The sequence below is a fragment of the Salinicoccus sesuvii genome (genome assembly GCF_042648145.1).
GTDB classification, from domain to species: Bacteria; Bacillota; Bacilli; order Staphylococcales; family Salinicoccaceae; genus Salinicoccus; species Salinicoccus sesuvii.
In genome coordinates this window covers 153944-179069 of record NZ_JBHRWV010000008.1, presented here as the reverse complement: position 1 = coordinate 179069, position 25126 = coordinate 153944, and the positions used below count along the sequence as shown (strand labels likewise).

The 25126-nt window shown below is 43.1% G+C and carries 23 protein-coding genes; 18 read left to right on the top strand and 5 right to left on the bottom strand.

Translation table 11 applies throughout. The features are described 5' to 3' along the window. Window positions 1-62: 62 nt before the first annotated feature. Window positions 63-1094: a siderophore ABC transporter substrate-binding protein gene (locus tag ACFOJ8_RS09855; protein ID WP_380656597.1), complete on the top strand. Its 1032-nt coding sequence runs from the start codon at window positions 63-65 to the stop codon at window positions 1092-1094. Between the two features lie 56 nt (window positions 1095-1150). Here the strand turns inward: ACFOJ8_RS09855 and murB are convergent, their stop codons facing one another. After that, the gene (gene murB, locus ACFOJ8_RS09850; RefSeq protein ID WP_380656594.1) at window positions 1151-2068 is read right to left on the bottom strand and encodes a UDP-N-acetylmuramate dehydrogenase; all 918 of its coding nucleotides are present in this window, start codon (window positions 2066-2068) and stop codon (window positions 1151-1153) included. A 167-nt stretch (window positions 2069-2235) separates the two neighbouring features. Here murB and ACFOJ8_RS09845 point away from each other — a divergent pair, with 167 nt between their 5' ends. Then, window positions 2236-3132 (top strand): EMYY motif lipoprotein, encoded by an 897-nt coding sequence (locus ACFOJ8_RS09845; protein ID WP_380659919.1) that lies wholly within the window; start codon window positions 2236-2238, stop codon window positions 3130-3132. A gap of 9 nt (window positions 3133-3141) precedes the next feature. On the opposite strand, the gene ACFOJ8_RS09840 is transcribed toward ACFOJ8_RS09845, so the two are convergent. After that, the gene (locus ACFOJ8_RS09840) at window positions 3142-3384 is read right to left on the bottom strand and encodes a hypothetical protein (RefSeq protein ID WP_380656589.1); all 243 of its coding nucleotides are present in this window, start codon (window positions 3382-3384) and stop codon (window positions 3142-3144) included. Between the two features lie 103 nt (window positions 3385-3487). On the opposite strand from ACFOJ8_RS09840, the gene ytxJ reads away from it, so the two are divergent. After that, window positions 3488-3808 carry a bacillithiol system redox-active protein YtxJ gene (gene ytxJ / locus ACFOJ8_RS09835; RefSeq protein ID WP_380656586.1) on the top strand — a complete coding sequence of 107 codons (321 nt, stop codon included), beginning with the start codon at window positions 3488-3490 and terminating at the stop codon, window positions 3806-3808. A gap of 29 nt (window positions 3809-3837) precedes the next feature. Here ytxJ and gdpS read toward each other — a convergent pair whose 3' ends face one another. Together gdpS and ACFOJ8_RS09825 are read right to left on the bottom strand one after the other, a co-directional pair. After that, the gene (gene gdpS / locus ACFOJ8_RS09830; protein WP_380656583.1) at window positions 3838-4884 is read right to left on the bottom strand and encodes a GGDEF domain-containing protein GdpS; all 1047 of its coding nucleotides are present in this window, start codon (window positions 4882-4884) and stop codon (window positions 3838-3840) included. Between the two features lie 21 nt (window positions 4885-4905). Beyond that, a complete protein-coding gene (locus ACFOJ8_RS09825) occupies window positions 4906-5862 on the bottom strand; it encodes an LCP family glycopolymer transferase (protein WP_380656580.1) in 957 nt (318 codons plus the stop codon). A 146-nt stretch (window positions 5863-6008) separates the two neighbouring features. Between ACFOJ8_RS09825 and ACFOJ8_RS09820 the strand changes: the two genes are divergently transcribed. Continuing rightward, on the top strand, window positions 6009-7061 hold the full coding sequence (locus ACFOJ8_RS09820) for a glycosyltransferase family 4 protein (RefSeq protein WP_380656578.1): 1053 nt from the start codon (window positions 6009-6011) through the stop codon (window positions 7059-7061). Here ACFOJ8_RS09820 and ACFOJ8_RS09815 read toward each other — a convergent pair whose 3' ends face one another. Further along, a complete protein-coding gene (locus ACFOJ8_RS09815; protein WP_380656576.1) occupies window positions 7062-7694 on the bottom strand; it encodes a YigZ family protein in 633 nt (210 codons plus the stop codon). It lies immediately after the preceding gene. A gap of 99 nt (window positions 7695-7793) precedes the next feature. On the opposite strand from ACFOJ8_RS09815, the gene ACFOJ8_RS09810 reads away from it, so the two are divergent. The 14 genes from ACFOJ8_RS09810 to ACFOJ8_RS09745 all read left to right on the top strand — a co-directional run bounded on the left by ACFOJ8_RS09810 (window position 7794) and on the right by ACFOJ8_RS09745 (window position 25011). Then, the gene (locus ACFOJ8_RS09810) at window positions 7794-8666 is read left to right on the top strand and encodes a DegV family protein (protein ID WP_380656573.1); all 873 of its coding nucleotides are present in this window, start codon (window positions 7794-7796) and stop codon (window positions 8664-8666) included. A gap of 67 nt (window positions 8667-8733) precedes the next feature. After that, a complete protein-coding gene (locus ACFOJ8_RS09805) occupies window positions 8734-9984 on the top strand; it encodes a DEAD/DEAH box helicase family protein (protein WP_380656570.1) in 1251 nt (416 codons plus the stop codon). Between the two features lie 143 nt (window positions 9985-10127). Beyond that, complete coding sequence (locus tag ACFOJ8_RS09800) at window positions 10128-10646, top strand: ComF family protein (protein ID WP_380659918.1); 519 nt, start codon at window positions 10128-10130, stop codon at window positions 10644-10646. A 55-nt stretch (window positions 10647-10701) separates the two neighbouring features. Further along, window positions 10702-11262, top strand: a complete 561-nt coding sequence (gene hpf, locus ACFOJ8_RS09795; RefSeq protein ID WP_380656563.1) for a ribosome hibernation-promoting factor, HPF/YfiA family — start codon at window positions 10702-10704, stop codon at window positions 11260-11262. Window positions 11263-11410: 148 nt separating this feature from the next. Beyond that, a complete protein-coding gene (gene secA, locus ACFOJ8_RS09790) occupies window positions 11411-13933 on the top strand; it encodes a preprotein translocase subunit SecA (RefSeq protein ID WP_380656561.1) in 2523 nt (840 codons plus the stop codon). Between the two features lie 17 nt (window positions 13934-13950). Further along, window positions 13951-15061 (top strand): peptide chain release factor 2 gene (gene prfB, locus ACFOJ8_RS09785; protein ID WP_380656558.1). Its coding sequence is split into 2 segments (ribosomal slippage): window positions 13951-14022 and window positions 14024-15061, totalling 1110 coding nucleotides; the frame shifts between segments, so codons are not numbered across the junction. A 378-nt stretch (window positions 15062-15439) separates the two neighbouring features. Next, a complete protein-coding gene (locus ACFOJ8_RS09780; RefSeq protein WP_380656555.1) occupies window positions 15440-15901 on the top strand; it encodes a c-type cytochrome in 462 nt (153 codons plus the stop codon). A 335-nt stretch (window positions 15902-16236) separates the two neighbouring features. Then, on the top strand, window positions 16237-17340 hold the full coding sequence (locus ACFOJ8_RS09775) for a LysM peptidoglycan-binding domain-containing protein (RefSeq protein WP_380656553.1): 1104 nt from the start codon (window positions 16237-16239) through the stop codon (window positions 17338-17340). Window positions 17341-17480: 140 nt separating this feature from the next. After that, the gene (locus ACFOJ8_RS09770; RefSeq protein ID WP_380656550.1) at window positions 17481-18068 is read left to right on the top strand and encodes a TlpA family protein disulfide reductase; all 588 of its coding nucleotides are present in this window, start codon (window positions 17481-17483) and stop codon (window positions 18066-18068) included. Continuing rightward, window positions 18068-18706, top strand: coding sequence for a YfbR-like 5'-deoxynucleotidase (locus ACFOJ8_RS09765; RefSeq protein ID WP_380656548.1), 639 nt, complete (start codon window positions 18068-18070; stop codon window positions 18704-18706). The genes ACFOJ8_RS09770 and ACFOJ8_RS09765 overlap by 1 nt, the downstream gene beginning before the upstream one ends. A 3-nt stretch (window positions 18707-18709) precedes the next feature. After that, entirely contained in the window at window positions 18710-18946 is a 237-nt protein-coding gene (locus tag ACFOJ8_RS09760; RefSeq protein WP_380656546.1) for a DUF2198 family protein, read from the top strand. A gap of 79 nt (window positions 18947-19025) precedes the next feature. Continuing rightward, window positions 19026-21005 carry an excinuclease ABC subunit UvrB gene (uvrB, locus tag ACFOJ8_RS09755; protein ID WP_380656543.1) on the top strand — a complete coding sequence of 660 codons (1980 nt, stop codon included), beginning with the start codon at window positions 19026-19028 and terminating at the stop codon, window positions 21003-21005. Window positions 21006-21011: 6 nt separating this feature from the next. After that, on the top strand, window positions 21012-23852 hold the full coding sequence (gene uvrA, locus ACFOJ8_RS09750; RefSeq protein WP_380656540.1) for an excinuclease ABC subunit UvrA: 2841 nt from the start codon (window positions 21012-21014) through the stop codon (window positions 23850-23852). A gap of 1 nt (window position 23853) precedes the next feature. Next, a complete protein-coding gene (locus ACFOJ8_RS09745; protein WP_380656537.1) occupies window positions 23854-25011 on the top strand; it encodes a DUF4097 family beta strand repeat-containing protein in 1158 nt (385 codons plus the stop codon). Window positions 25012-25126: the final 115 nt, after the last annotated feature.

Here is a 25126-nt window from a genome sequence, read left to right as displayed (position 1 = left end):
TCGGATATATGAACGTTTTTAGTGGGGGCTGAAAACACACTAAAGAAAAGAGGAAAAGAGAAATGAAGAAATTTTACTTATTGATTGCTGTAATGATGGTTATGGTGATTGCGGCATGTAGTAATACAGAAGAAACTGCAGAAAGTACAGAAGCGGAAGCGGAAGAGAATGAAACCGTATCTGTAGAGAACAACTTCATGGTTTCAAATGAAACTTCCGACGGAGAAGAATCTGAAGAAGAAGTGTCAGAAACAATCGAAGTGCCATTAAATCCTGAGAAAGTCGCTGTATTCGACTATGGTGCACTTTCCACAATACAGGAATTGGGTGAGGCAGAAAGCGTAGTTGGTCTACCTAAAGGAGATGGCGGAAGTACATTGCCAGAGGAACTTGATGAATTTCTAGGAGAAGAATACGAAAATCTTGGCGGTCTGAAAGATCCTGATTTCGAGAAAATTGCTGAAGTCCAACCGGACCTCATCATGATTTCTGGCCGTCAGGCAACAGACACTATCATTGAAGAGTTTGGTAAAGCTGCACCGGATGCGCAAGTACTTTATGTAGGACCCTCTAACGAAAATTACTTTGAAGAAGTAAAACATTACACTCAAGTAATTGGAGACATTTTTGACAAATCTGATGAAGCCGAAACACTGATAGCGGATTTCGATAATAAAATTGAAGAAGTAAAACAAATGGCTGAAAATACAGATGATACACTACTGTTTGTCATGGCAAACGAAGGAGAACTTTCTGCACACGGGCCAGGCGGGCGCTATAGTTTCATCTATGACGAACTCGGTTTTACCCCAGTAGATGGTGACATTGCTACAAGCCGTCACGGTCAGGCAATCAGCTACGAATATATTAACGATAGGAACCCGGGCATCATCCTAGCATTGGATAGAGGAAGTGCAATCGGCGGAGAATCCGCATCGAGCACTGTTCTAGATAACAATGTCATCAAAGATGTTGACGCGATAAAGAATGATCGAGTAGTCGATCTGAACGCTCAGCTATGGTATCTTGCTGGCGGCGGCGTTGTTACAACGATTGAGCAACTTGAAGAAATAGAACAAGCAATTGGACAGTAAAAAGCATCAAAAAGGGCCCATGGAAATGGGTCCTTTTTGATGCTTTAAGATACTTTTTAACGGAGAGGTTCTCCAATAATCCGCACTTCGCGGTTAAGTTGTACTCCGAATCTATGGTGTACGACGTCCTGAACATGTTCGATAAGTGCTTCGTAATCCCCTGCAGTACCTTGCGCGACATTGACCATGAATCCAGCATGTTTCTGGGAAACCTCAACGCCGCCGATGCGATGACCTTGTAGACCTGCTTCTTGAATGAGTTTACCCGCAAAGTTGCCAGGCGGTCGTTGGAAGACACTGCCACAGGAAGGAAATTCTAAAGGTTGTTTTGTTTCACGACGTTCTGTAAGATCAGCCATACTCTCTTCAATATCAGAAAGTTTGCCCGGTTCTAGCTTGAACTTTGCTTCAACTACCACGTATCCGTTATCTTGTACGGCACTACTGCGGTAATCAAGTGCGAGATCGGCATTACTCAATACAATTCTTTTCCCTGTACTGTCGAGCACTGTGACTTCAAGTAGACAATCCTTGACTTCCCCGCCGTAGGCTCCGGCATTCATATATACAGCACCGCCCACACTACCTGGTATGCCGCATGCAAACTCCAGACCTGACAAGGAGAGATCTTTGGCATAGTTTGAAACATCTATAATGGCGCAGCCACTACCAGCAGTAATGATGTCGTCTATTACCTTAAGATCGTTCAGTTCGAGAAGGTTTAATACAATTCCACGAATTCCTCCGTCACGGATAATAATATTGGAGCCGTTACCAAGGTACGTTACAGGTATGCTGTGCTTATGACTGTATTGTAAGACGCGGGAAGCATCTTCGGTATCATGTACAGTGATATGGACATCCGCAGGTCCCCCGGTGCGAGTATACGTATATTTTTTCAATGGTTCATAAAATTTGATCTCAGAATGGTTCAATAAAGCTTTCAGATCCTGTTCTATTTGGGTATGATTCACTATAATGTTTCCTTTCAAAAGAAAATACTTATTCCTATTATAAGGGAATCGGACACCCATTGCCAATTGAAGTTATGTACATTGTGGGGACTTAGGATATGTGCTATATTTTGTTTAGTAATTCAGAAACGGTATGCAGATACTATATGGTGGGAGAGTGACTTTCTTTGCGTTTGAAAATATTGATTAATATCGCTCTTATACTCATATTCGTGGTACTGGCTGCCGGATGCGGTTCGAATTTTGATGCAGAATTTGATGACTATATGACCAGTATGGAAGAGGTTCATGCACTGGATGAGGAATATGATGAAAAAATTGCACAGCTGGATATTGATGATCTGCCAGAGGAGGTCTCTACTAGAAATTCGGAGGTTAACCTCGAAAAGTTGATTTCGATCAGTGAAACACTGGACCAAGAAATTGTGCCCGTTGTTGAGCGGATGAACGATAAGGTAGTAGGTATCGAGGTGACAGAGTCTTCACTGGTTGACCTGCATGAAACTTATATCGAAAGTATGGAAGTCAAACAGAATTTTGTTCAGAATCTAAACGATTATGTTAAAACATACTCTTCATCTGTTAGATCGACTGAAGAACTGATTCAACTTAGCCAGGACTTTATGAAAAATCAAAGTGAACGGGATGAAGTAATTGAATCCGCTACAAAAGAGAGCGAAAGCAATGAGATTGAGGGACTCATCTCGCAAATTAACGACAATAGCGAAGAGTTGGAAGAGGAATCTCAAATGCTTCAACTAGATGAATCTCAATCAAACAAGATGGCGCATATCGATGACACAATGTTACCGCTAATCGATAGTCACATCCAAAGTCTGAACCAGATGAATCTTGATACGGATAGAGCTATGCGTGTCCGCAGTTTGACACTGGAGATGTACTACGGTTTTAAGAAATACTACCAGGAGCGGAAAAATACAATGGAGTACAATAACCGGCTACAGGAACTTCAGTTGCAGAATATACTTCCGTTGCGCGAAACTTACGAAGAGCTGGATCGAGAATACGATACTCAAATAGAAGAAATAGAGAGCGAACTGTGAGTTCGCTCTCTATTTCTTCTTATGGTTTTCCGTCTGCTGATTGTGCATGGGATGGTTCGGGTCCTTCTGAAGTTTTGATATAAAGACATTTCTGAGAATTACTGTTGTAATCCAAAATGCAAAAACAGCCAGAAGAATGAACGATACAGTTCTATTGTTTTCAAAATCGAGCATGAACAGTAGGACGACAATCAGCAAAGCTGCATTGATTGTATCAAGAAATGTCCATCTCTTAAGTGGTCGATTATTCATGTCACGCCTCCAATCCATGTCATTATAACACAATCCAAAACGTGATTTGCTAAATTTCATAATAAATGATAAGTTATTAACAGTTTAATGAGAAGGTGATGAAATGCTGACCAAAACAACATCGATTGAGTCATTTCAAAAGTTGTTGCAAGCGAATAAAGATTTCTTTTTTATGAAACACAGCAGCACATGCCCGATATCGGCGACTGCCTTCGAAGAGTTCCAGAAGTTTCACTATGAAAGGGACATGGATGGGTATTATCTGATTGTTCAAGATCACAGAAAACTTTCTGACTATATTGCTGAAAATTTCAACGTTAGACATGAATCTCCCCAAGCTTTCTATTTTGAGGCAGGTAAGCTTAAGTGGAATGATTCTCATCAAAATATTACCCTTAAGAATCTTTCTTCAGTAGAGGACTAAAACCAGGATTGCAAGCGCAATCCTGGTTTTTATATTGGATTAAACATGACACGATTCTGACCATACTTTTTTGCTGCATGAAGCATATCATCGGCTTCCTTAAAGAGGGCGCCCTTTGTATCCGAAGAAACTGTCTGATGAGCAATGCCAACAGATACCGTCAGATGGACTGTTTCGCGATCGCTAATATGGAAATGAGCGCGCTCTACGCTGTTACGGACAGCCTCTGCAAGCCTTACAGTCTTATCAAAAGACATGTCAGGTACAATCATCGAGAACTCCTCACCACTACTTCTAAAAAGCATACCACCATTTGGTACATAGTTATTTAAAAGCCTAGCCATCTGCTTGATTAGTGCATCGCCGGATAGATGGCTATGCTGCTCATTTATCAGGCTGAAATTATCAATATCAATGAGCAGTAGACTCACTTTTTGACTTGATTCAATCATCTTTTCTGCACTGTTATCGAGCGCCTTAACGTTTCCAAGTTGGGTAAGAAAGTCTTTATACTCTTCTTCCTCATATCGTTTCAACAACCCGAGAATCTTATTGATATCCTCGTACATCATGATTGCGAAAAACATTACGACTGTACTCGCGGCTATGAGTACCATTGCCTGAAAAAGGGTGAGCGGCTGAACAAATACATGAATACCTAGTCCATATAATACAGTGAATATGAGAACGACAATGGTTAGTTCCTTTAGTTTTTGGAAGTTGAGGAACGGTAGGATCAGCATCATCACTACATAAAGAATTAAAAAAACCAGAAAACGCTGCCAATCGAAATTGAAAATCAGATGATGAAACAGAAATACAGCGCCTGCTGAGATGATCATCATATACGGTACGCTGTATTTGACAAGAATGAGCAGGGGAATGAAATACAGACTAAAGCTCATATCTTGAATTTCAATTGGCACCATGAGTAAGAGGACTGCCAAAGTGGTCATTAGCAGCGCTTGAAATATATTGGAATCAATAATCCGCCGGTCTTCCAAATACTGAAGCCGGTGGAAAAGGTATATGCCGCTGATGGTGATTGAGATATTGAGTACAAAGTCAATGAGCATATACTATTTCCCCTTTTTCTACTATTCCAGTTCCAGGTTCTGACGCATTTCGTTTCTTACCTGATTGTAGGAATCGTCATTTGGAAGGAAGTACCATAAGCCATCTTCTAGTCTTTGGTCTGTTCCCTCTAATACTAGACGATCGAGATTGCGCGCTGAGTCCTGATAATTCGATCGTAATGAATTCAATTCACCAAATGGTATATCAGTACGTACATTGTCGCTGAGAACATTCAGAACTGAATTGAAATTCGTAATCGTTTGAAGGCTCAATATTTCCCGGGCAATACCTTCTGTAACCTGTTGCTGTCTCTGTTGTCGGCCGGCGTCCCCACCGGCACCTTCTGCTTTTCTACTTCTAGAAAATGCAAGAGCCATGTCGCCATCCATTTCATATGTTTCTCCTGCTGTGAACTGATAACCTGACTGCTCGAAAGTATCTTGGCTGGTTACAGAGACACCGCCAATTTCGTCGATTATCGTTGTAAATCCATCCATATTGATGGAAACAAAATGGTCAATCGGCATATCCATGAAATTCTCAACGGTACGTTTTGCCATCTCAGGTCCACCATAAGCATAGGCATGGTTAATTTTTTCTACTGTGCCACGCTCGGCAATTTCAGTCTGTGTATCCCTTGGAATACTGACAATTCTACCATCATCGGTATTCGGATTGAGTGTGACCACCATAATCGTGTCAGAACGCTGTCCCATTCCACTTTCATTCCGCTCCTCATCGTCATCAGTGCCGAATAGCACAACAGACACAGGATCGCCATTGTTAAAACTGACGTCAGTTTCCCTGAGTTCTGAAACCGAACCCGAGAAATCATCGTCGAATACTTGATTGGCTGCACCTTTTAATTGGAAGTATACATATGCGATGACACCTGCGAACAAGATAACTGTAGCGAGCACCAACGCAATCAACACTTTTAATGCAGGATGCATGCGTTTTCTTTCATTTCTTCTCATCTATAAGATCTCCTTTGACATAATGACATAATTATACAACGAATTGGCTGACAATGAAAAATATAAATGCACAATAATGGATGCATACACCCTAAACAAAGTGTAATGTGATATAGTGGATTGGAAATATTTAAGACGGTGATGATATGTATACTCTATTTCTATTGACGGTGTCGTTTCTGATTTCCTTGATTCTGATGCCAATTTTCATCTGGGCGAGTCGACGATTCGGTTTTGTCGACCATCCCAATAACAGGAAAGTTCATTTAAAGCCGATACCATACTTGGGTGGGGTAGCGATCCTCATCTCCTTTGCTATCGGTGTTCTCATATCTCGTCCCATCGAGGCCGAATATAAAACGCTCATTATTGGCGGGATTGTCATTGTTATAGTCGGCATTATTGACGATAAATATGACTTGAAGCCAGGTCTTAAGTTGATTGGGCAGATTTCAGCGGGCCTTGTGCCAGTTGCAAACGGCATCGTTATCGATCGAATCACACCTTTTGGTGTCGAAATTGAATTTGGAGTTCTGGCTGTACCCTTTACTGTACTCTGGATAGTCGGCATCATTAATGCAATCAATCTTGTTGATGGTCTGGATGGACTTGCTACGGGAGTATCGATTATAGCGCTCTCAACCATAGGGTTCATCACGATATTGCAGGGTAATATATTCGTGATGATGATTTGTGTCATTCTGATTGGTGCTTGTCTCGGCTTTCTGGTATATAATTTCTATCCCGCGAAAATATTCCTTGGGGATAACGGAGCCATGTTGCTTGGCTTCATTATCAGTGTCGTTTCACTGATGGGCTTTAAGAATATTACACTGCTGTCACTTTTTTTTCCAATCATCATACTCGCGGTCCCATTCATAGATATGTTCTATGCAGCATTAAGACGGTATCGGAGCAATGTATCACTGGTCAAAGCTGATCGGAGTCACCTCCACCATCGGCTGCAGAATCTCGGCTATACCCACGCAGAAAGTGTAGTGCTAATTTATTTCATTGCGGTACTGTACTCCGGAGCGAGCGTTATTCTCTATCTTTCTACAATCCCTGGAATGGTTATTATCATGCTACTGCTCATTTTAACTACACAAATCATTGTAGAGTCGACCAACTTGATCGACACTAATAAAAGACCAGTACTGGACTTTGCCAGGAGGCTATTCCACCGCATATTTTTATAGCTATTCCACGGCACTTTCAGCCCGGATCATGTCCAATGCATCTAGGCTGTAGGTGTCTTTTGTTATTTCCTGGACTGTTTTTATGAACCATTCTGCATCGTTATGTCTGACATGGACCGTATAAGTGACTTTATCTGTATAGGTTGTTTCCTTGATTACGATGTCGGTCTCTTCAAGCGCATGCTCGAAGCGATTAGTATGGGTATAGTCCATCGTAATTCGGTAAGGGAGCACGTCTATCTCGATGACTTTTCCCGCAGTACTCACAACTTCCGATGCACTACCTGAATATGCTCGGATGAGTCCACCTGCACCGAGTTTGATGCCCCCAAAATACCGGGTTACAACCACGGTAACATTGTAAAGGGATTCTCTTTTGAGCACTTCAAGAATCGGCACACCCGCCGTCCCTGAAGGTTCACCGTCATCGTCTGCCTTCTGGATTAGTGCGCTTTGTGTGATAATGTAGGCACTACAGTTATGATTGGCACTTTTATGCTCGGATTTGATTGAATCGATAAAGGACTTTGCTGCTTCTTCCGTATCAGTACGGGCGATGTGGGTGATGAATCTTGATTTGCTGATGACCATTTCGGTAGTCGTATCGATTCTATTCATATACTGCTGTTCCATGTATGTTCACCTCTAAAAATATATTAACACATGGACGAGATTAGTAGGGTTGTAGTAAACTGAATATTGAGTGTGAATGGTCGAATTGGAGGAAGTAGTATGAAAATTGCGGTAGTTGTGGATTCTACATCCTATCTCCCAAAAGATTTGAAAAAGAAACACGATATCCATACCATCCCGCTGAACGTCATCATCGGTGACCGTTCTTATAGAGAGGACGAGGATATCGACAACGATACATTCTTCGTAAGCATGCGGGATAGGGACGAGCTGCCCAGGACGAGTCAGCCATCCATTGGGGATTACATCCTACTGTTAGAATCTCTGAAGGCTGAAGGATACACAGATGTCATTAGTGTCCACCTCTCCAGTCAGATTAGTGGTACATATCAAAATGCGGTAGCTGCAGGACAGAGCGTAGAAGGTATTGAAGTTCACGCCATTGATTCCGAGGTCGCATGCTATGTTCAGGGGTTCATCGCACTTTACGCTGCTCAGAATAAAGAGCGGATGCCACTTGCTGACTTGCTTTCGCAAATTGATGAAATGAAGCGACGTAAGAATACGAATGCGTATTTCATAGTGGATACACTATCGAATCTTCAAAAAGGGGGACGCCTGACAAATGCTCAGGCATTAATCGGCAGTATGCTAAAAGTAAAGCCGATTCTCCACTTCAAGGATGCCAAAATAGTCCCATTTGAAAAGATACGTACAAAGAAGAAAGCTATGAAAAGAGTGGAAGAAGTGTTCGCTGAGGAAATGGCTTTCCACAAAGGCAAGCCGATCACAGCTGTCGTCATCCATAGCAACGCATACGAAGAGGGACAGAGGTGGATGGAAAGTCTTGAGCGGCAGTATCCTGATATCACTTTCAGGCTTAGCTACTTTGGCCCCGTCATTGCGACACATCTAGGCGAAGGGGCACTGGGGCTCGGCTATACCACTTATGAGGTGGATACCACATATTAAATAGAATTTTCAGACGCAGCTGTTTTTGCTGCGTCTTTTTTTATTATATTGGAGAAGGAGACAACCGATGATATTGGATCACAAAGGGGAAATGATATACAAAACTTCAGGTGTCAACGAACAAGGCACGCTGTGCCATCGGTGCGGTAACAGCTCGAAGAAGCACTTCTACAGCTATGTCTCACCGATCGACGGTGCGCGTGTGACTTACTGCATGAAATGCATCAGTCTAGGACGCTCAGACGACAGGACGCCAATCAGATGCAGAGCGACTTCAAGAGCTAAGATTGCCACTCCGTATCATCTTGATTTTAAACTAAGTACTCAGCAAGCATATGCATCAGCACGAATCATGGAGAAGCTAGAGACCGGGGGATTACTGCTGCTCTATGCCGTAACAGGTGCTGGAAAAACGGAGATGACATTCCAAGGAATAGAATGGGCACGTCGCCAAGGAAAGAACGTTGCTTTTATTTCGCCTAGAATAGATGTAGTGAAGGAAGTCCACATCCGGTTATGCCAAGCATTTCAATCGAGCCATATAGATCTGATGTACGATGGCGTGAAAAAAGTCTACGATAACCATTTCACTGTGTGTACTGTCCATCAGCTCTTAAATTTCGTCGACCATTTCGATTTCATTATTGTCGATGAAACCGATGCCTTTCCGCTACCGGAAGATCCCCTTCTCATGCAGGCCATCCGTCGTGCAGCATCGTCGAAAGCGACAATAATTTTCATGACAGCAACGCCATCTAAGCAACTAGTCAAGGAAGTCGGTCAAGGTGGCATTATCACATTGCCAAGGCGATATCACGGGCATGATTTGGCTATACCCACACTAATTCGGCACGATATTCAAAAAGATCTCAATCGGAACAGAACGCCTCGAAAACTGATTAAACTGATCGCAAGTATCATCGAGCAAGGGCGGTATGTTCTGATATTCGTTCCAGAAATTTCATTGATGGAGAAGCTGCTGGAAATGGTTAGAAAAACCTACCCTGCATCCGTTTCTGTACATAGTGGAGACCCGGACAGAAATATAAAGGTCGAGCAGATGCGCAATCAGGAAATCAACGTGCTTTTAACCACAACAATCCTGGAGCGAGGCGTCACCTTCGATAAGCTCGATGCGATTATAGTTCATGCAGAAAGGTTTAATAAAGAGAGCTTGATACAGATGTGTGGTCGGGTAGGTAGAAAGCGTACGGATCCTGTAGGGAACATTTGGTTTTTCGCGCACTACCAGACCGTCGATATAAAGCGCACATTCAGAACCATCCGCAAATTTAATGCAGCACAGGTAGAAGTATGATTTGCTACTACTGTCATGAATTGTTTCCACACCAGGTGGATATCGTTACCCTCTTCAAAGTACAAAAGCCAATATGTGAAAAGTGCTTTATAAATCTTTCCAGTTGGCGTCCAGGCAGACGCTGTGAATTTTGCCACCGCTTGATGGCTGAAGATGAGAAACACTGCCTCGACTGTGCCTTTCTTTCGAAGCGCTATAGACCACCGGGAAAGATTACATGCCTACTCGACTACCATGAAGTTTCGAAAATGCTATTCCATCGGTATAAATTTATGGGGGATTGTGCTTTGGCTGAAGTAATTTCCGTGTTTCTTCAAACCAGGTATAGGGAATATGATGTAATCATTCCGATTCCCATATCCACATCACGTATGATGGAGCGTGGATACAACCAGACGACAATGGTACTTGATGTCAAAGGCATTAAATATGAGGAATTGCTAGAAACCAGCAAGGTGGCACGTCAGTCGAAGCTCGACAAGAGAAAAAGGAGCCAACAGGCAAATCCATTTTCCGTAAAAGCTGCGGCTGAAATTAGAGGCAGGCGCATCCTAGTTGTCGACGATATATATACAACAGGGATCACCGTCCATCAGGCTATGGAGAAACTCTATGATTTGAAACCGGCTGCCATTGATGTGTTAACGTTTTCAAAAGCGTGATGGTTTTGGTATACTGGGAGTAGGAACAATAACGTACTCAAGGAGGGGTTTCATCATGATTAGATGTGAAATTCGTGGAGAAAATATTGAGGTAACAGATGCAATCAGAAACCACATTGAGGAAAAAGTGGGCAAGCTGGAACGCTATTTTACGAACGCTCCGAATACACATGCTCACGTCAACATCAAGACCTACAGCAATAAGAAAGCCAAAGCAGAAATCACCATTCCTATGAAAGATCTTACATTGAGGGCAGAAGAGAGACATGATGATCTCTACGCCGCCGTCGATCTGGTTATAGATAAGCTGGAGAGACAGATTAGGAAGCATAAGACGAAGATCAACCGTAAGTTTAGGGAAAAGAACCCTGAACAGGAATTCTTCGCATCACTTGAGGCAAATGCCAATGGCAGGACCGAAGAGGATACAGATGAAGGCGTGGATATTGTTCGTTCCAAGCAGTTTCAGTTGAAGCCGATGGATTCGGAGGAGGCGGTACTTCAAATGAATATGCTGGGCCACGACTTCTTCATCTTTAACGATAGGGAAACTGAAGGTACGAGCATCGTATATAAGAGAAATGATGGCAAGTATGGTCTAATTGAGACGAATTAGAATGCTTGTTCGGAAGCGAGTGATGGCAAAACCCTGACTGCATGCAGTCAGGGTTTTGCCGTGATGATGATTCGTTTTATTTTTACCCTGTTTAGTGCTATTATTATTAGATGAATTAACAGTGAAACACAGCGAGGGAGAGAAATCCATGGGTATCTTGGACAAAGTCTATGACGGCAATAAACGGGAGCTGCGTTCTCTCAGAAAGATTGCCGATAAAGTGGAAAGCTATAAAGAAGAATTCGCCAAGCTCAGCGACGCGCAACTTCAGGCGAAAACGGATGAATTTAAACGCAGGCTTAGTGAGGCTAAAGACGACAAGCAACAGGACAAACTGCTGGACGAGATATTACCGGAAGCTTTTGCAACTGTAAGAGAAGCTGCAAAACGGACACTCGGCATGGAACCCTACCCCGTCCAGGTTATGGGGGGTGTTACGCTGCACAAAGGCGACATTGCAGAGATGAAAACGGGGGAAGGTAAGACCCTCACTGCCACGATGCCGGTGTATTTGAATGCGCTGACTGGTGATGGCGTTCATGTCATTACAGTCAATGAATATCTCTCTGCCACGCAGATGGAAGAAATGGCAGCACTCTATAATTTCCTTGGAATGAGTGTTGGTTTGAACCTGAATGCCAAGAACAGCGAAGAGAAGCGAGAAGCATTCGCTTCGGATATCACGTACACAACAAATAACGAACTTGGTTTTGACTACTTGAGAGACAACATGGTCACCTACAAGAAGGATCGTGTACTCAGAAAGCTCAACTACGCGATCATTGATGAAGTCGACTCCATTCTGATAGATGAAGCGCGTACCCCACTGATCATTTCGGGGAAGGCTGATCAGTCGAACACCCAATACATTCAGGCCAACGCTTTCGTTAAGATGTTGAAAGAAGATGAAGATTTCACCTATGACATTAAAACCAAAAATATCCAACTGAATGATGAAGGTATGGAAAAAGCTGAAAAATGGTTTAAGGTGGACAACCTGTATGACGTAAAGCACGTTAACCTGCTCCACCATATTAACCAGGCACTGAAAGCACATTTCTCTATGCAGAACGATATCGACTATGTGGTTGAAGATGAGAAGATTGTTATTGTCGACCAGTTCACAGGTCGTAAGATGAGTGGACGTCGTTTCTCGGATGGTTTGCATCAGGCAATCGAAGCAAAAGAAGGCGTAGATATACAAAATGAATCAAAAACAATGGCCTCTATCACATTCCAGAACTTCTTTAGACAGTTTAACAAGCTTTCAGGTATGACAGGTACTGCAAAGACTGAGGAAGAAGAGTTTCTGAATATCTATAACATGAAGGTGACGGTCATACCTACGAACCGTCCGATTGCGAGAATCGACAACACCGATAAGATTTACTCGACGAAAGCGAATAAGTTTAAAAATGTCGTTGATGAAGTGGTCGAGCGCCATCGAAATGGGCAACCTGTGCTAATTGGTACAGTTGCAGTGGAAACAAGTGAATACATTTCTGATATGCTTCGCAAAAAAGGCATTCGACATAATGTGTTGAATGCGAAAAACCATGAGAGGGAAGCAGAAATCATTGCCAGTGCTGGTAAGAAAGGTGCAGTGACAATCGCAACCAATATGGCAGGACGTGGTACTGATATTAAACTTGGAGATGCGGTCAAGGAAGCTGGGGGACTGGCAGTCATCGGGACAGAACGCCACGAATCCAGGCGAATAGACGACCAGCTCCGTGGGCGATCAGGCCGTCAGGGTGATGTCGGTGTTAGCACGTTCTACTTATCTCTCGAAGACGACCTGATGAGACGCTTTGGTTCGGAACGTATGCAGAGTACAATGCAGCGTCTCGGGATGGCAGAAGAAGAATTGACATCCAAGATGATTTCCAGAGCAGTGGAATCTGCGCAGAAGCGAGTCGAAGGAAACAACTTCGATGCCCGTAAAAAATTGCTTGAGTATGACGATGTATTGAGACGCCAGCGAGAGATTATCTACCAAGAAAGAAACGAAGTCATTGATAAAGAAGATGTTCGTGATCAGCTTATGGGCATGATAGAATCTTCTATAGAAAGGACGGTCAGCTACTATATACTGGATGATGAAGAGCTGACGGATTATGAGCAATTCGTACGCACCGTTCTTGATACGTACTTGACTGGAGAGAACCTGGAAATCGCCGATATCAGAGGCAAAGAGAATGAAGAAGTCATTGCGTTGGTTCTTGGCAAAGTCGAAAGTGAACTTGCAGCAAAAGAAGAGAAGCTAGGTACAGAAAAAATGAGACTCTTCGAACGTATGATGATGTTGCGTACAATTGATCAGAAATGGGTAGAGCATATTGATAGCATGGATCAACTCCGTACAGGCATTCATCTTCGCTCCTATGGACAGATTAATCCATTACGCGAATATCAAAATGAAGGACTGCAGATGTTTGAAGATATGCTTGTATCCATCGAAGATGACACTTCCAAATATGTGTTGAAGACTGAAGTGAAGTCCGATGAGGAGATCAAGCGTGAACAAGTCATTTCAAAAGGTGAGATGCAAGCTGGGGACAGTAAGGAGAAGGTCAAAAAGGGACCACTTAAAAAAGAAGTAAGAATCGGGCGTAACGATCCTTGTCCATGCGGTTCAGGGAAGAAATATAAGAATTGTCACGGTAAATAGACGAAAGAGGGATAATTATGGAATTGCACGAGATAAGACATTTCATCGCAGATATGCATGGAAAACTAGATGACTTCAGGGGGTCTCTTTGACTTAGAGGAAAAAGAGACGCAAATCAGGGAATACGAAGAGACAATGGCGGACCCAAGTTTCTGGAATAACCAGGAGGAGGCCCAGCAAGTCATCGACAGCAATAACAACCTGAAAAAAGTGGTGGATGAATTTCGGGAGATTGAAGCAGCAGTGGAAGATATCGAAGTATCCTACGAACTTCTAAAAGAGGAGACGGATGAAGATATGCACCTGACGCTTGAAGAGAACGTGAGACAGGTTAAGGCGAGAATCGAAGCATTCGAACTGAATATCCTGCTAAACAGCGAACACGATGCGCTAAATGCCATCCTCGAACTGCACCCGGGAGCGGGTGGTACCGAGTCCCAAGATTGGGCTCAAATGCTACTCAGAATGTATCAGCGGTATGCCGATCAGCAGGGCTTTAGAGTGGAGACTTTGGATTACCAGTCCGGCGATGAAGCAGGTGTTAAAAGTGTGACGCTATTGATTAAGGGACTGAACAGCTATGGGCTGCTCAAGGCTGAAAAAGGCGTTCATCGCTTAGTGCGTATTTCACCATTCGATTCATCCGGCAGACGACACACTTCTTTTGTCTCCTGTGAGGTGACGCCGCAGTTTGAGAATACTGATATAAAGATAGAGATAAAACCTGAAGACATCAGCATCGATACGTATCGGGCAAGTGGTGCCGGAGGACAGCACATTAATACAACGGATTCCGCAGTCCGCATAACACATCACGAAACAGGCATCGTCGTCACGTGCCAAAACGAACGTTCACAAATCAAAAACCGTGACCAGGCCATGACAATGCTCAAATCTAAACTGTACCAGAGGCAACTGGAAGAGCAGCAGGCTGAAATCGATGCAATTAAAGGTGAGCAGAAGGAAATCGGGTGGGGCAGTCAAATACGTTCTTATGTATTCCACCCATATTCGATGGTGAAGGATCACCGCACTAACGCAGAAAGTGGGAATACAGATAAAGTAATGGACGGAGATATCTCTCCCTTCATTGATGCCTACTTGCGTTCTACAATGGACGAAAACTAAAGTCTGAGATATCCATTCCATTAGGAATGGATATTTTTTATCCGAGTATGATATGTAGGAACGTAGTACGAAAATAAATGCAGAACCTATGATAATTAATCAGCATTCACTAATATGAAAGATATGGTTTAAATACTCTGTGCTTTGGGGTATTGTGCTATTATAGGAGAAAATGGTAGTAGATAGCGCCTGTCAACTTGCCGATTTTAATCATAACTATTCATAGCTCTCAACGATTTTTCTCGGCAGCTGAATGAGCCGAAATATACCATAATAGCTCCTTCAATTGATGATTTAGCATATGTAGTGTGAAGTATTTACTTAATTTGTTGCGTTGAGGAAAACGGAGTGAAACTAAATTAGCAAGGAGAGAATAAAATGAAAAAAATGTGGATGATAATGAGCTTTGCGATGGTGCTTGTGCTTGGGGCATGTGGCGGAGATTCTGCTGACGAGACTGAGGGCACAGTAGACGACGCGTCCGATGGTGAAACGGCTGACCAATCAGGCGATGGAAATAGTGAAGAATCGTCCGAGGAAAGTTCTGATGACGCCTCTACCGAAGAAGATTCCGATACATCATCTGACTCAGGTGCAGATGCAGCAGATTCCGAATTGGCAATGGAAGTCTATCAGAATAACAGTTGTGTACAATGTCATGGTCAAGATATGGAAGGCGCTTCAGGACCAGCACTTACAGATGTTGGCAATAGACTTTCTGAAGACGAAATCCGTAACGTGATTGAAGAAGGTCCGGGTGCAATGCCATCAGGATTAGTAACAGATGAAGAAGAACTTGACGCAATTGTACAATGGTTGGCTTCTCAAACAGGAGAATAGAATATTACAGATTCCTAAGCTACACAAATTCGACAATAATAATCATAGGTTAGCATAATTCGAAAAAACCCGACTGAGCATGGGCTCAGCCGGGTTTTTGACATATGTACATATAGAAGTAATAGCTTGTTACAGCGTGTTTCAGTCATTTCGTTTTTATTACAAGTGGGTTACAAACACCCACAAAGCAATTTCTGTGTGCTATAGTGTTGAACGTAATCAGCACGACACAAAAATGCAGTCCTAATCACATACATTGTACCCGGTCGGGTCATAATATAAACATAATTATTTTTATTAATCAGGGTTAAGGAAACTAGGAGGAACTACTTTTTATGAAGAAGACATTGCTATCAGTCGCAACAGTAACAGCACTTACAGGGATCGCATCAAACAATATCTCTGCAGCAGAATATACGGTACAGAGCGGTGACACACTTTGGGGTCTTGCAAACGAGAATGGAACTTCCGTATCTACACTTAAAGAAGCAAACGGACTTTCTGGAGATCTAATACTCCCTGGGGACGTACTTGAACTTGATGCTGAAGAAGCAGGAAATGAAGAAGTTGTTCAAGAATCCAACGATGGCACGTATGTTATCCAACCAGGTGACACTCTTTTTGAAATTGGACAAAAATTCAATGTCGATTACCATGAAATCATGGAGTGGAACAACCTTTCCTCTGACATGATTTATGCTGGCAAGACTCTAATCGTAGCAGCAGGTGCTGCGCCAGCAGTTGAAGAAGCGCCAGCAGTTGAAGAAGCACCAGCAGTTGAAGAAGCACCAGCAGTTGAAGAAACTCAAGTTGTGGAATCAGCACCAGCTGAAGAGACTACTGAAGTACAAGCAGTAGCTCCTGCAACTCAAAACAACGAGCAAGCATCTGCCCCAGCAGCTCAAAATAACAATCAAGCGGCTGCTGAACAGCGTGCGGCTGAACAACGTGCAGCAGAACAAGCAGCTGCTGAACAACGTGCAGCAGAACAAGCGGCAGAGGAGCAACGTCAACAAAGAATTGAACAGCGTCAAGCTGAACAAGCGGAAGCCCAGCAGCAGCAAGCTCAGCAGGCTCAGGTACAACAGGTTTCCACTGGCGGCAACGCAGCATCTGTAGCTCACTCTGTAGCAGCTGGCAAGTCCTATGTATACGGCGGTAACTCTGCGACTGCAGTAGATTGCTCAGCCTTTGCACAGCAGTTCATGAAAGCTTATAAAGGTACAAGCCTTCCAAGAACAGCGGCGGCTCAAATGGCTGCAGGTACACAAGTTTCTAACCCACAACCGGGTGACCTTGTATTCTTCAATGGCGGTTCTCACGTTGGGGTCTACATCGGCAACGGTCAAATGGTTGACGCACTTAACCCTTCAGAAGGTGTTGGACAGCGTTCAGTAAGCTATGTACATGGTACAATCGACGGTTACTTCAGATACTAATATAAGAAACATTTTTGATATTAATATATATGAACCTTAAAGGTCAGAACTTTGTTCTGGCCTTTTTGCGTGTCTCAACAATGTAAGGTGACAAATGTTATGTTAAACTAGGCTAAATAAATGATAAGGTATGTTGAATGATGAAAAAGAAAAATATATTTATAGTACTTGTATTAACAATGTTTTTTCTTATTGTAGGTGCTGGCATTGTTGCAGTGGTTAACATGTCCGAAGAAGGGCTTCGTGAACAGTCAATTCAGACCCTCCAGAAGTCTGAGGGGCGTGACAACCATCACGCAGTGGGTATGAATATGATGGAGGAGCAAGTGGAAGGAGTCATTAACGACTCTGAGTCTCTCCAATCCATTATCCAGTCAAACGAAGTGACTGTAATCAACTTCTTTGCTTCATGGTGCGACCCATGCCGGAAAGAGACGCCGGAATTGAATGGATTTTACCAAGCGCACCAAGATGAATCGATAGAGATTGTTGGTATTAATATCGACGACAAGGCAGCGAATAGGGATGCATTTCTAGAAGAATTCGATGTCCAATACCCAGTATATGCGTTTTCAGACGAATCAGCATCGATTGATACGTATAAAATCAATCTAATGCCAACAACTTTTTTTGTGGATCAGAACGGAGAGGTCATTAGAGCCTATATCGGCGAAGTAGAACAGAGACTAATCAGTAACTATATCAACTATGTCAAGGAGGCATCCTAATGGGAGTTCACCAATATTTTAAAAGTTTAAATGATCTTGAGAAGCTGATCCGGTGTCCTGGGAAGTTTAAATATCAGGAACATAATGTTGCAGCGCACTCTTTCAAAGTAACAAAAATCGCGCAATACCTCGGAACAGTGGAGGAACATCACGGGAGTGAGATCGATTGGAAAAGTCTTTATGAAAAAGCATTGAATCATGACTATCCTGAAATTTTTACAGGAGATATCAAAACGCCGGTCAAATATGCGTCTGGAGAGCTCAATACACTTTTCAAAGAAGTCGAGGAAAGTATGACTTCACGATTTATTCAAGAAGAGTTCCCCCAAGAATACCAATCAATCTATATGAGACGTCTACAAGAAGGGAAGGATGGCACGTTGGAAGGCCAAATCCTATCGGTTGCTGATAAAATCGATCTTCTCTATGAATCTTTTGGTGAGATCCAGAAGCGCAACCCGGAACCTTTGTTCTTCGAAATCTATGAGATGTCGTTGATTACAATCAAGAAATTCTCTCACCTCGTTTGTGTTCAAGATTTTCTGGAGAACATTCTTACAGATATGTTGAAAGAGCGATTCATACCAAAAACTGAACTGATGGATATTACAGAGTCCATCATGAGCAAGGAGACCTGATGAATGGCGTTATACTGGTATATGATGGCGATGGTCGTTCCAGCGGTAACCGTTGTGATTTTTGCACGTTTGACGCGCAATAAATTCATTGCCGTCCTATTAACATTTGTCATTTTCGGCGTGTCAATATATCGCGGGTTCTATCACACGGAATGGGTGATTTTCATTGACGCTCTTTCTATAGTCATCGGGTATATGCTAGTAGAAATCTTTGAAGTAGACCAAATAGATGAAGAATAGAAATAACCGAACAAATGTTTGTTATTTCTATTTTTATTTTGTAAAATAGTGTGTGAGTAAAAAATGGGGGAAGAGCTGAATGGCAAAATTTGAAGTTGTTTCGAAATTCAAACCAGCGGGCGATCAGCCTAAAGCAATAAAAGAACTGACGGAACAGATCAAATCCGGAAATAGGCACCAAACACTGCTTGGTGCTACAGGGACCGGTAAGACATATACGATGAGTAAGGTGATTGAGGAGGTCGGTAAACCGACATTAATCATTGCCCATAACAAGACACTTGCAGGACAGCTCTATAGTGAATTCAAAGAGTTTTTTCCGAATAACCGGGTAGAGTACTTTGTCAGCTATTATGACTATTATCAGCCGGAAGCATATGTACCACAGACTGATACTTTCATCGAAAAGGATGCACAGATCAATGATGAAATAGATAAACTGCGTCACTCTGCGACGAGCTCACTTTTTGAAAGAGATGATGTTATTATCATCTCTTCTGTCAGTTGCATCTATGGTCTCGGTAACCCTGAAGAATATAGAGATATGGTAGTGAGCGCACGTGTTGGCATGCAGATGGATCGTAATGAGTTCCTACGTAAACTAGTAGATGTTCAATACGCTCGTAATGATATCGATTTTAGACGTGGGACTTTCAGGGTACGAGGAGATATAGTAGAAGTATTTCCAGCTTCAAGAGACGAACAATGTATCCGTGTCGAATTTTTCGGAGACGAAATTGATCGCATCAGGGAAGTGGACCATCTGACAGGTGAAGTGATGGCGGAGAGAGAACACTTTGCAATATTCCCTGCTTCTCACTTCGTTACGCGCGAAGAAAAGATGAAAGTAGCCATCGAAAGAATAGAAAAAGAGTTGGAGTCACAGCTTAAGATTTTACGGGATGACAATAAGTTGCTCGAAGCACAGCGCTTAGAACAGCGCACTAACTATGACCTTGAGATGATGCGAGAGATGGGTTTTTGTTCCGGTATAGAAAACTACTCACTCCATCTTACTTTACGCCCAATGGGTTCTACGCCCTATACATTGCTTGATTATTTCGATGATTTCCTCATTATGATAGATGAATCGCACGTGACAGTGCCCCAAGTGCGCGGCATGTATAACGGTGACCAAGCGAGGAAAAAAGTATTGGTCGATCACGGTTTCAGATTGCCGAGTGCACTTGATAACCGTCCGCTCAAATTCGAAGAATTTGAATCGAAAGCTCAGCAGATGCTTTACGTTTCAGCCACACCGGGTCCGTACGAAATGGAGCACACTGAAAAAATGGTCGAACAGATTATTCGGCCGACGGGACTGCTTGATCCGACAATCGATGTCCGACCATCGGAACATCAAATTGATGACCTGCTTGAAGAAATCATTGCACGGTCTGAGAAGAATGAACGCGTGTTGATTACAACGTTGACCAAGAAGATGTCTGAGGATTTGACGGCGTACTTGAAGGAATCAGGAATAAAAGTGCAGTATCTGCACTCTGAGATAAAGACACTCGAACGCATCGAGATTATCCGAGAACTGCGTATGGGAACATACGATGTTCTTGTCGGTATCAATCTACTTCGTGAAGGGATAGATATTCCTGAAGTATCACTCGTTGCGATATTGGATGCCGATAAAGAAGGGTTCCTACGTTCAAGCCGTTCCCTAGTTCAGACCATTGGCCGTTCCGCGCGTAACAGCAGTGGGCACGTCATCATGTATGGTGATAAGATTACTGATTCCATGCGATATGCGCTCGATGAAACAAAGCGGCGTCGTGAAACACAAATGGCTTATAACGAAGCCCACGGCATCACACCACAGACCATCCAAAAAGAAATTCGTGATACTATTAGCGCCCAGGTTGAAGTGAAGGAAGACAGGGAAGAAAAAGCAGAGAGTACACGTAAAAAAGGCAAGATGACGAAGAAGGAAAGAGAAAAAGTAATGGCTCAGCTAGAAGCAGATATGAAGCAAGCTGCTAAAGATCTCGACTTCGAAACTGCTTCTGAGCTAAGAGATGCATTATTTGAACTGAAAGCAGAAGGGTGATCATCTTTGAAAAATAAAAATATCAGCATCAGAGGGGCCAGACAGCACAACCTAAAAAATATCAACGTTGATATTCCAAGGGATCAGCTTGTTGTAATGACAGGATTGTCCGGATCCGGCAAATCATCCCTCGCATTCGATACAATTTATGCTGAAGGACAACGGAGATACGTAGAGTCACTGAGTGCCTATGCTCGGCAATTTCTCGGACAGATGGAAAAGCCAGATGTGGATTCAATTGAAGGCCTCTCTCCTGCCATTTCCATTGATCAAAAGACAACAAGTAATAATCCGCGGTCAACGGTATCAACGATTACCGAAATCTACGATTACTTGCGTCTGCTTTACGCACGAGCAGGCACACCGTACTGTCCGATTCATGGTATAGAAATTACCTCACAGACTATTCAAGAGATGGTGGATCAGGTAATGGATTTGCCTGAACGCTCTAAAATACAGGTACTCGCTCCTATAATTAGGGGTAGAAAAGGAATGCATGAGAAAATTTTTGAGCAACTTGCGAAGGAAGGCTATGCGCGTGTTCTCGTCGATGGAGAAATGTACGATATTGAGTCTGTCCCGGAATTAACAAAGAATAAAAAGCATAGTATAGATGTTGTCATCGACCGACTCGCAGTACGTGATGGCATCGAAGCTCGGCTTAGCGATTCAATGCAGACCGCACTCGAGAAAGGTGAGGGAAACGTTACCGTCAATGTAATCGAAGGAGAAGATATGCATTTCTCTGAGCACTTTTCCTGTCCAGAGTGCGGATTCACGCTCTCTGAAATGGAACCGAGGTTATTTTCATTCAATGCACCTTATGGTGCATGTGCGGATTGTGATGGTCTAGGGATGAAAATGGCCGTGGATGAACGGCTAGTCATCCCTGATCCTTCACTGACATTAGAAGAAGGTGCTTTAAACCCTTGGCAGCCGATTAGTTCGGACTATTATCCGACACTGCTCAAACAAACGTGTGACCACTTCGGTATTGATATGCAAAAGCCTTTCAAGGATCTGACAAAGAAAGAAAAAGAGATCATACTTTTTGGCTCTAAAGGCGAAATGATTAGCTACACGTTCAACCAGAACAATGGTGTTGCTCGCCAGCGCAAGATGCCTTACGAGGGTATTATTAATAATATCGAGCGCAGATATAAGGAAAGTCCTTCGGAATATACGCGCGATGTGATGAGTAGGTACATGAGAGAGATTGAATGTAAGACGTGTTCTGGCTACCGTCTCAACGAGGAAGCTCTATCCGTTAAGATAGATGGACGGCATATTGGCGAGGCAGTCGATGAAGCGGTTAAGGAGGCACTTCAGTTCTTCACACATCTTGAGTTGTCTGAAAAGAACCGACAGATTGCCGCACCAATTTTAAAAGAAATAAATGAACGTCTGACTTTCCTCTATAACGTTGGACTCGACTATCTGACACTGAATCGTCGTAGCGGCACACTTTCTGGTGGAGAAGCTCAGCGTATCCGGCTGGCCACCCAAATCGGTTCTCGTTTGAGCGGCGTACTCTATATCCTCGATGAACCATCAATCGGGCTACATCAGCGAGATAACGACCGACTGATCAGTACTTTGAAGGATATGCGTGATCTTGGCAATACACTAATTGTCGTTGAACATGATGAAGATACCATGCTCGCAAGTGATCATCTTATCGATATTGGTCCAGGCGCTGGGGAACATGGTGGGCAAGTCATGTCTCAGGGTACACCAGAAGAGGTGATGAATGACGATAATTCCATTACAGGGCAGTACTTGAGCGGCAAAAAGAAGATACCACTTCCTGAGAACTACAGAAAGCCTGACATGAAGAAAAGCCTTGAAGTAAAAGGTGCCAAAGAAAACAACCTAAAAAACGTTAATGTCAAAATACCTCTGTCTGTACTAAATGTTGTAACAGGGGTATCAGGCTCGGGAAAAAGTACCCTTGTCAATGAGATACTGTACAAGGGACTGCATACTAAGTTGTACAAATCTAAGCATATACCAGGTGAGCATAGAGAAATCAAAGGTGCTGAAAATATCGAGAAGATCATTGATATTGACCAGTCACCGATTGGCCGTACACCGCGGAGTAATCCGGCAACATACACAGGCGTGTTCGATGATATACGTGACGTATTCGCTCAGACTAATGAAGCAAAAGTGCGTGGCTATCAGAAGGGGCGCTTCAGTTTTAACGTGAAAGGCGGTCGATGTGAGGCTTGTCGCGGTGATGGTATCATCAAGATCGAAATGCATTTTCTACCGGATGTATTCGTACCATGTGAAGTCTGTGATGGAAAACGTTATAATAGAGAAACATTGGAAGTAAAATACAAAGATAGCAGTATCGCAGATGTACTGGCAATGACAGTGGAAGAAGCCTATTATTTCTTTGAAAACATGCCTAAAATCAAACGCAAATTCAAGACATTGCTCGATGTCGGACTTGGCTATGTTCGTCTCGGACAGCCTGCTACGACCTTGTCCGGTGGAGAAGCACAACGCGTGAAGTTGGCGTCAGAACTGCATAAGCGCTCGGATGGTAAATCACTTTATATACTTGACGAACCGACAACAGGATTGCATTCTGAAGACATCGGTAAGCTGATCACAGTTATACAAAGACTTGTCGATAATGGTGATACCGTCATTGTCATCGAACACAATCTGGATGTTATTAAAGTGGCAGACCATATTACCGACCTTGGTCCTGAAGGGGGCGATGGCGGGGGTACAATTGTCGTGAACGGTTCTGTAGAGAAAGTTATGGCAGAAGCAGAAAGCTACACCGGTTATCATCTTAAAAAATGGTTGGATAGAAACCACCAGGGGGATTGAAATGGATAACAAAGATCGCATTCTAAAAATGCTTGAAGAAGGAAAGATTTCATCCGAAGAGGCTATACGTTTACTAGATGCAATGGAGTCGAAGCCAGGGGCCGACCAGACTTCCTACCAACAGCAGGCAGATTCCGGACGCAAAAACACTCGACGCCAGACAAACGATGGACAGAAGGATGTTTTCCAGCAGTTCATGAGTGAATTTCAAAAGTACGTCAACACCGATAAGGCAAATGAAGCGTTCAGTCAGGTCAAGAACAAAATGGGGAGTCAGAAGCAAACTGCACAAGTCTACAGAACTTTCGAAAAAGCTTTCGATAGTGTTAAAAACAGTACAATTGATTCAATGTTCACCCAAGGATCGAAGAATCGCCTGATCGAAACAGTCGAAGATAGCTATTCGAATATCTCCATTGATATTACTAACGGCAACGTCAAAGTAGTCCCAACAGATCGGGTAACCACTGCGAAGTTTGAAGTGACTCCGTTCTACCGCAAACTCGACAATGAACGCAACTACTTCCAGGATATTATCTGTGAAGTGAAAAATGATGAACTTCTTATCGTATCGGATATACGAGCTGCAAGGGTTAATGTGGAACTCCATGTCAATCCTTCTGTCGTTAAGCGATTGATTGTATCTGGATCAAATGGTAATGTCTCAATAGAAGGCCAGGAGTTCACTGACCTGACAGTGGACCTCTTAAATGGTAATATCGACCTCGACAGAGTGGTGAGCGGTAATGCATTCATCCGTACTTCGAGGGGCAACATCGACGTAGGTGGAGGATCACATGGAGTGCTCGAACTGATCTCCATGCTCGGCACAGTGAATACGGAAACATTGAACGCACAGGACGTTACTGTATCATCGAACGGTTCAGTAAACATCTCGCTACAAGGGGCAACAGAGTCCGCCACCATCAATGCAAATATGGGTAGCATCAACATCAATGTACCTCATAATCGTGCGTTAGAAGGCAGATTAAGTACAGTCATCGGACAGATTAACTATCCCCCTGATCTTGATGTCAGGTTCATGAAATCCCAAGATATTGGTTTCAAGGAACTGATGCTCTTGAATCACTCTGAGGATAAAGCCCTGCTTCTTGAAGCAGGCACTAAGTTCGGTAGCGTTACACTACACCGTAGCTGATTTTACGAAATTTTAAAAAACCCGTCACTTGGTTGTGACGGGTTTTTCTATATCTTTACAGTTGTTTCAAATGTGGCTTCTGTGTGAATAAAAATCGAATCTCTAGGAAATAATA

Bases quoted from the DNA above. Each gene is read 5' to 3' on its own strand.
- ACFOJ8_RS09820 (WP_380656578.1), top strand. From the start codon at position 6,009: ATGTATACTCTATTTCTATTGACGGTGTCGTTTCTGATTTCCTTGATT.
- ACFOJ8_RS09780 (WP_380656555.1), top strand. From the start codon at position 15,440: ATGAAAAAAATGTGGATGATAATGAGCTTTGCGATGGTGCTTGTGCTT.
- ACFOJ8_RS09840 (WP_380656589.1), bottom strand. From the start codon at position 3,384: ATGAATAATCGACCACTTAAGAGATGGACATTTCTTGATACAATCAAT.
- ACFOJ8_RS09775 (WP_380656553.1), top strand. From the start codon at position 16,237: ATGAAGAAGACATTGCTATCAGTCGCAACAGTAACAGCACTTACAGGG.
- ACFOJ8_RS09815 (WP_380656576.1), bottom strand. From the start codon at position 7,694: ATGGAACAGCAGTATATGAATAGAATCGATACGACTACCGAAATGGTC.
- ACFOJ8_RS09805 (WP_380656570.1), top strand. From the start codon at position 8,734: ATGATATTGGATCACAAAGGGGAAATGATATACAAAACTTCAGGTGTC.
- ACFOJ8_RS09800 (WP_380659918.1), top strand. From the start codon at position 10,128: ATGGCTGAAGATGAGAAACACTGCCTCGACTGTGCCTTTCTTTCGAAG.
- ACFOJ8_RS09765 (WP_380656548.1), top strand. From the start codon at position 18,068: ATGGGAGTTCACCAATATTTTAAAAGTTTAAATGATCTTGAGAAGCTG.
- hpf (WP_380656563.1), top strand. From the start codon at position 10,702: ATGATTAGATGTGAAATTCGTGGAGAAAATATTGAGGTAACAGATGCA.
- ACFOJ8_RS09825 (WP_380656580.1), bottom strand. From the start codon at position 5,862: ATGAGAAGAAATGAAAGAAAACGCATGCATCCTGCATTAAAAGTGTTG.
- secA (WP_380656561.1), top strand. From the start codon at position 11,411: ATGGGTATCTTGGACAAAGTCTATGACGGCAATAAACGGGAGCTGCGT.
- ACFOJ8_RS09745 (WP_380656537.1), top strand. From the start codon at position 23,854: ATGGATAACAAAGATCGCATTCTAAAAATGCTTGAAGAAGGAAAGATT.
- gdpS (WP_380656583.1), bottom strand. From the start codon at position 4,884: ATGCTCATTGACTTTGTACTCAATATCTCAATCACCATCAGCGGCATA.
- uvrB (WP_380656543.1), top strand. From the start codon at position 19,026: ATGGCAAAATTTGAAGTTGTTTCGAAATTCAAACCAGCGGGCGATCAG.
- ACFOJ8_RS09760 (WP_380656546.1), top strand. From the start codon at position 18,710: ATGGCGTTATACTGGTATATGATGGCGATGGTCGTTCCAGCGGTAACC.
- ACFOJ8_RS09770 (WP_380656550.1), top strand. From the start codon at position 17,481: ATGAAAAAGAAAAATATATTTATAGTACTTGTATTAACAATGTTTTTT.
- ACFOJ8_RS09855 (WP_380656597.1), top strand. From the start codon at position 63: ATGAAGAAATTTTACTTATTGATTGCTGTAATGATGGTTATGGTGATT.
- ACFOJ8_RS09810 (WP_380656573.1), top strand. From the start codon at position 7,794: ATGAAAATTGCGGTAGTTGTGGATTCTACATCCTATCTCCCAAAAGAT.
- ytxJ (WP_380656586.1), top strand. From the start codon at position 3,488: ATGCTGACCAAAACAACATCGATTGAGTCATTTCAAAAGTTGTTGCAA.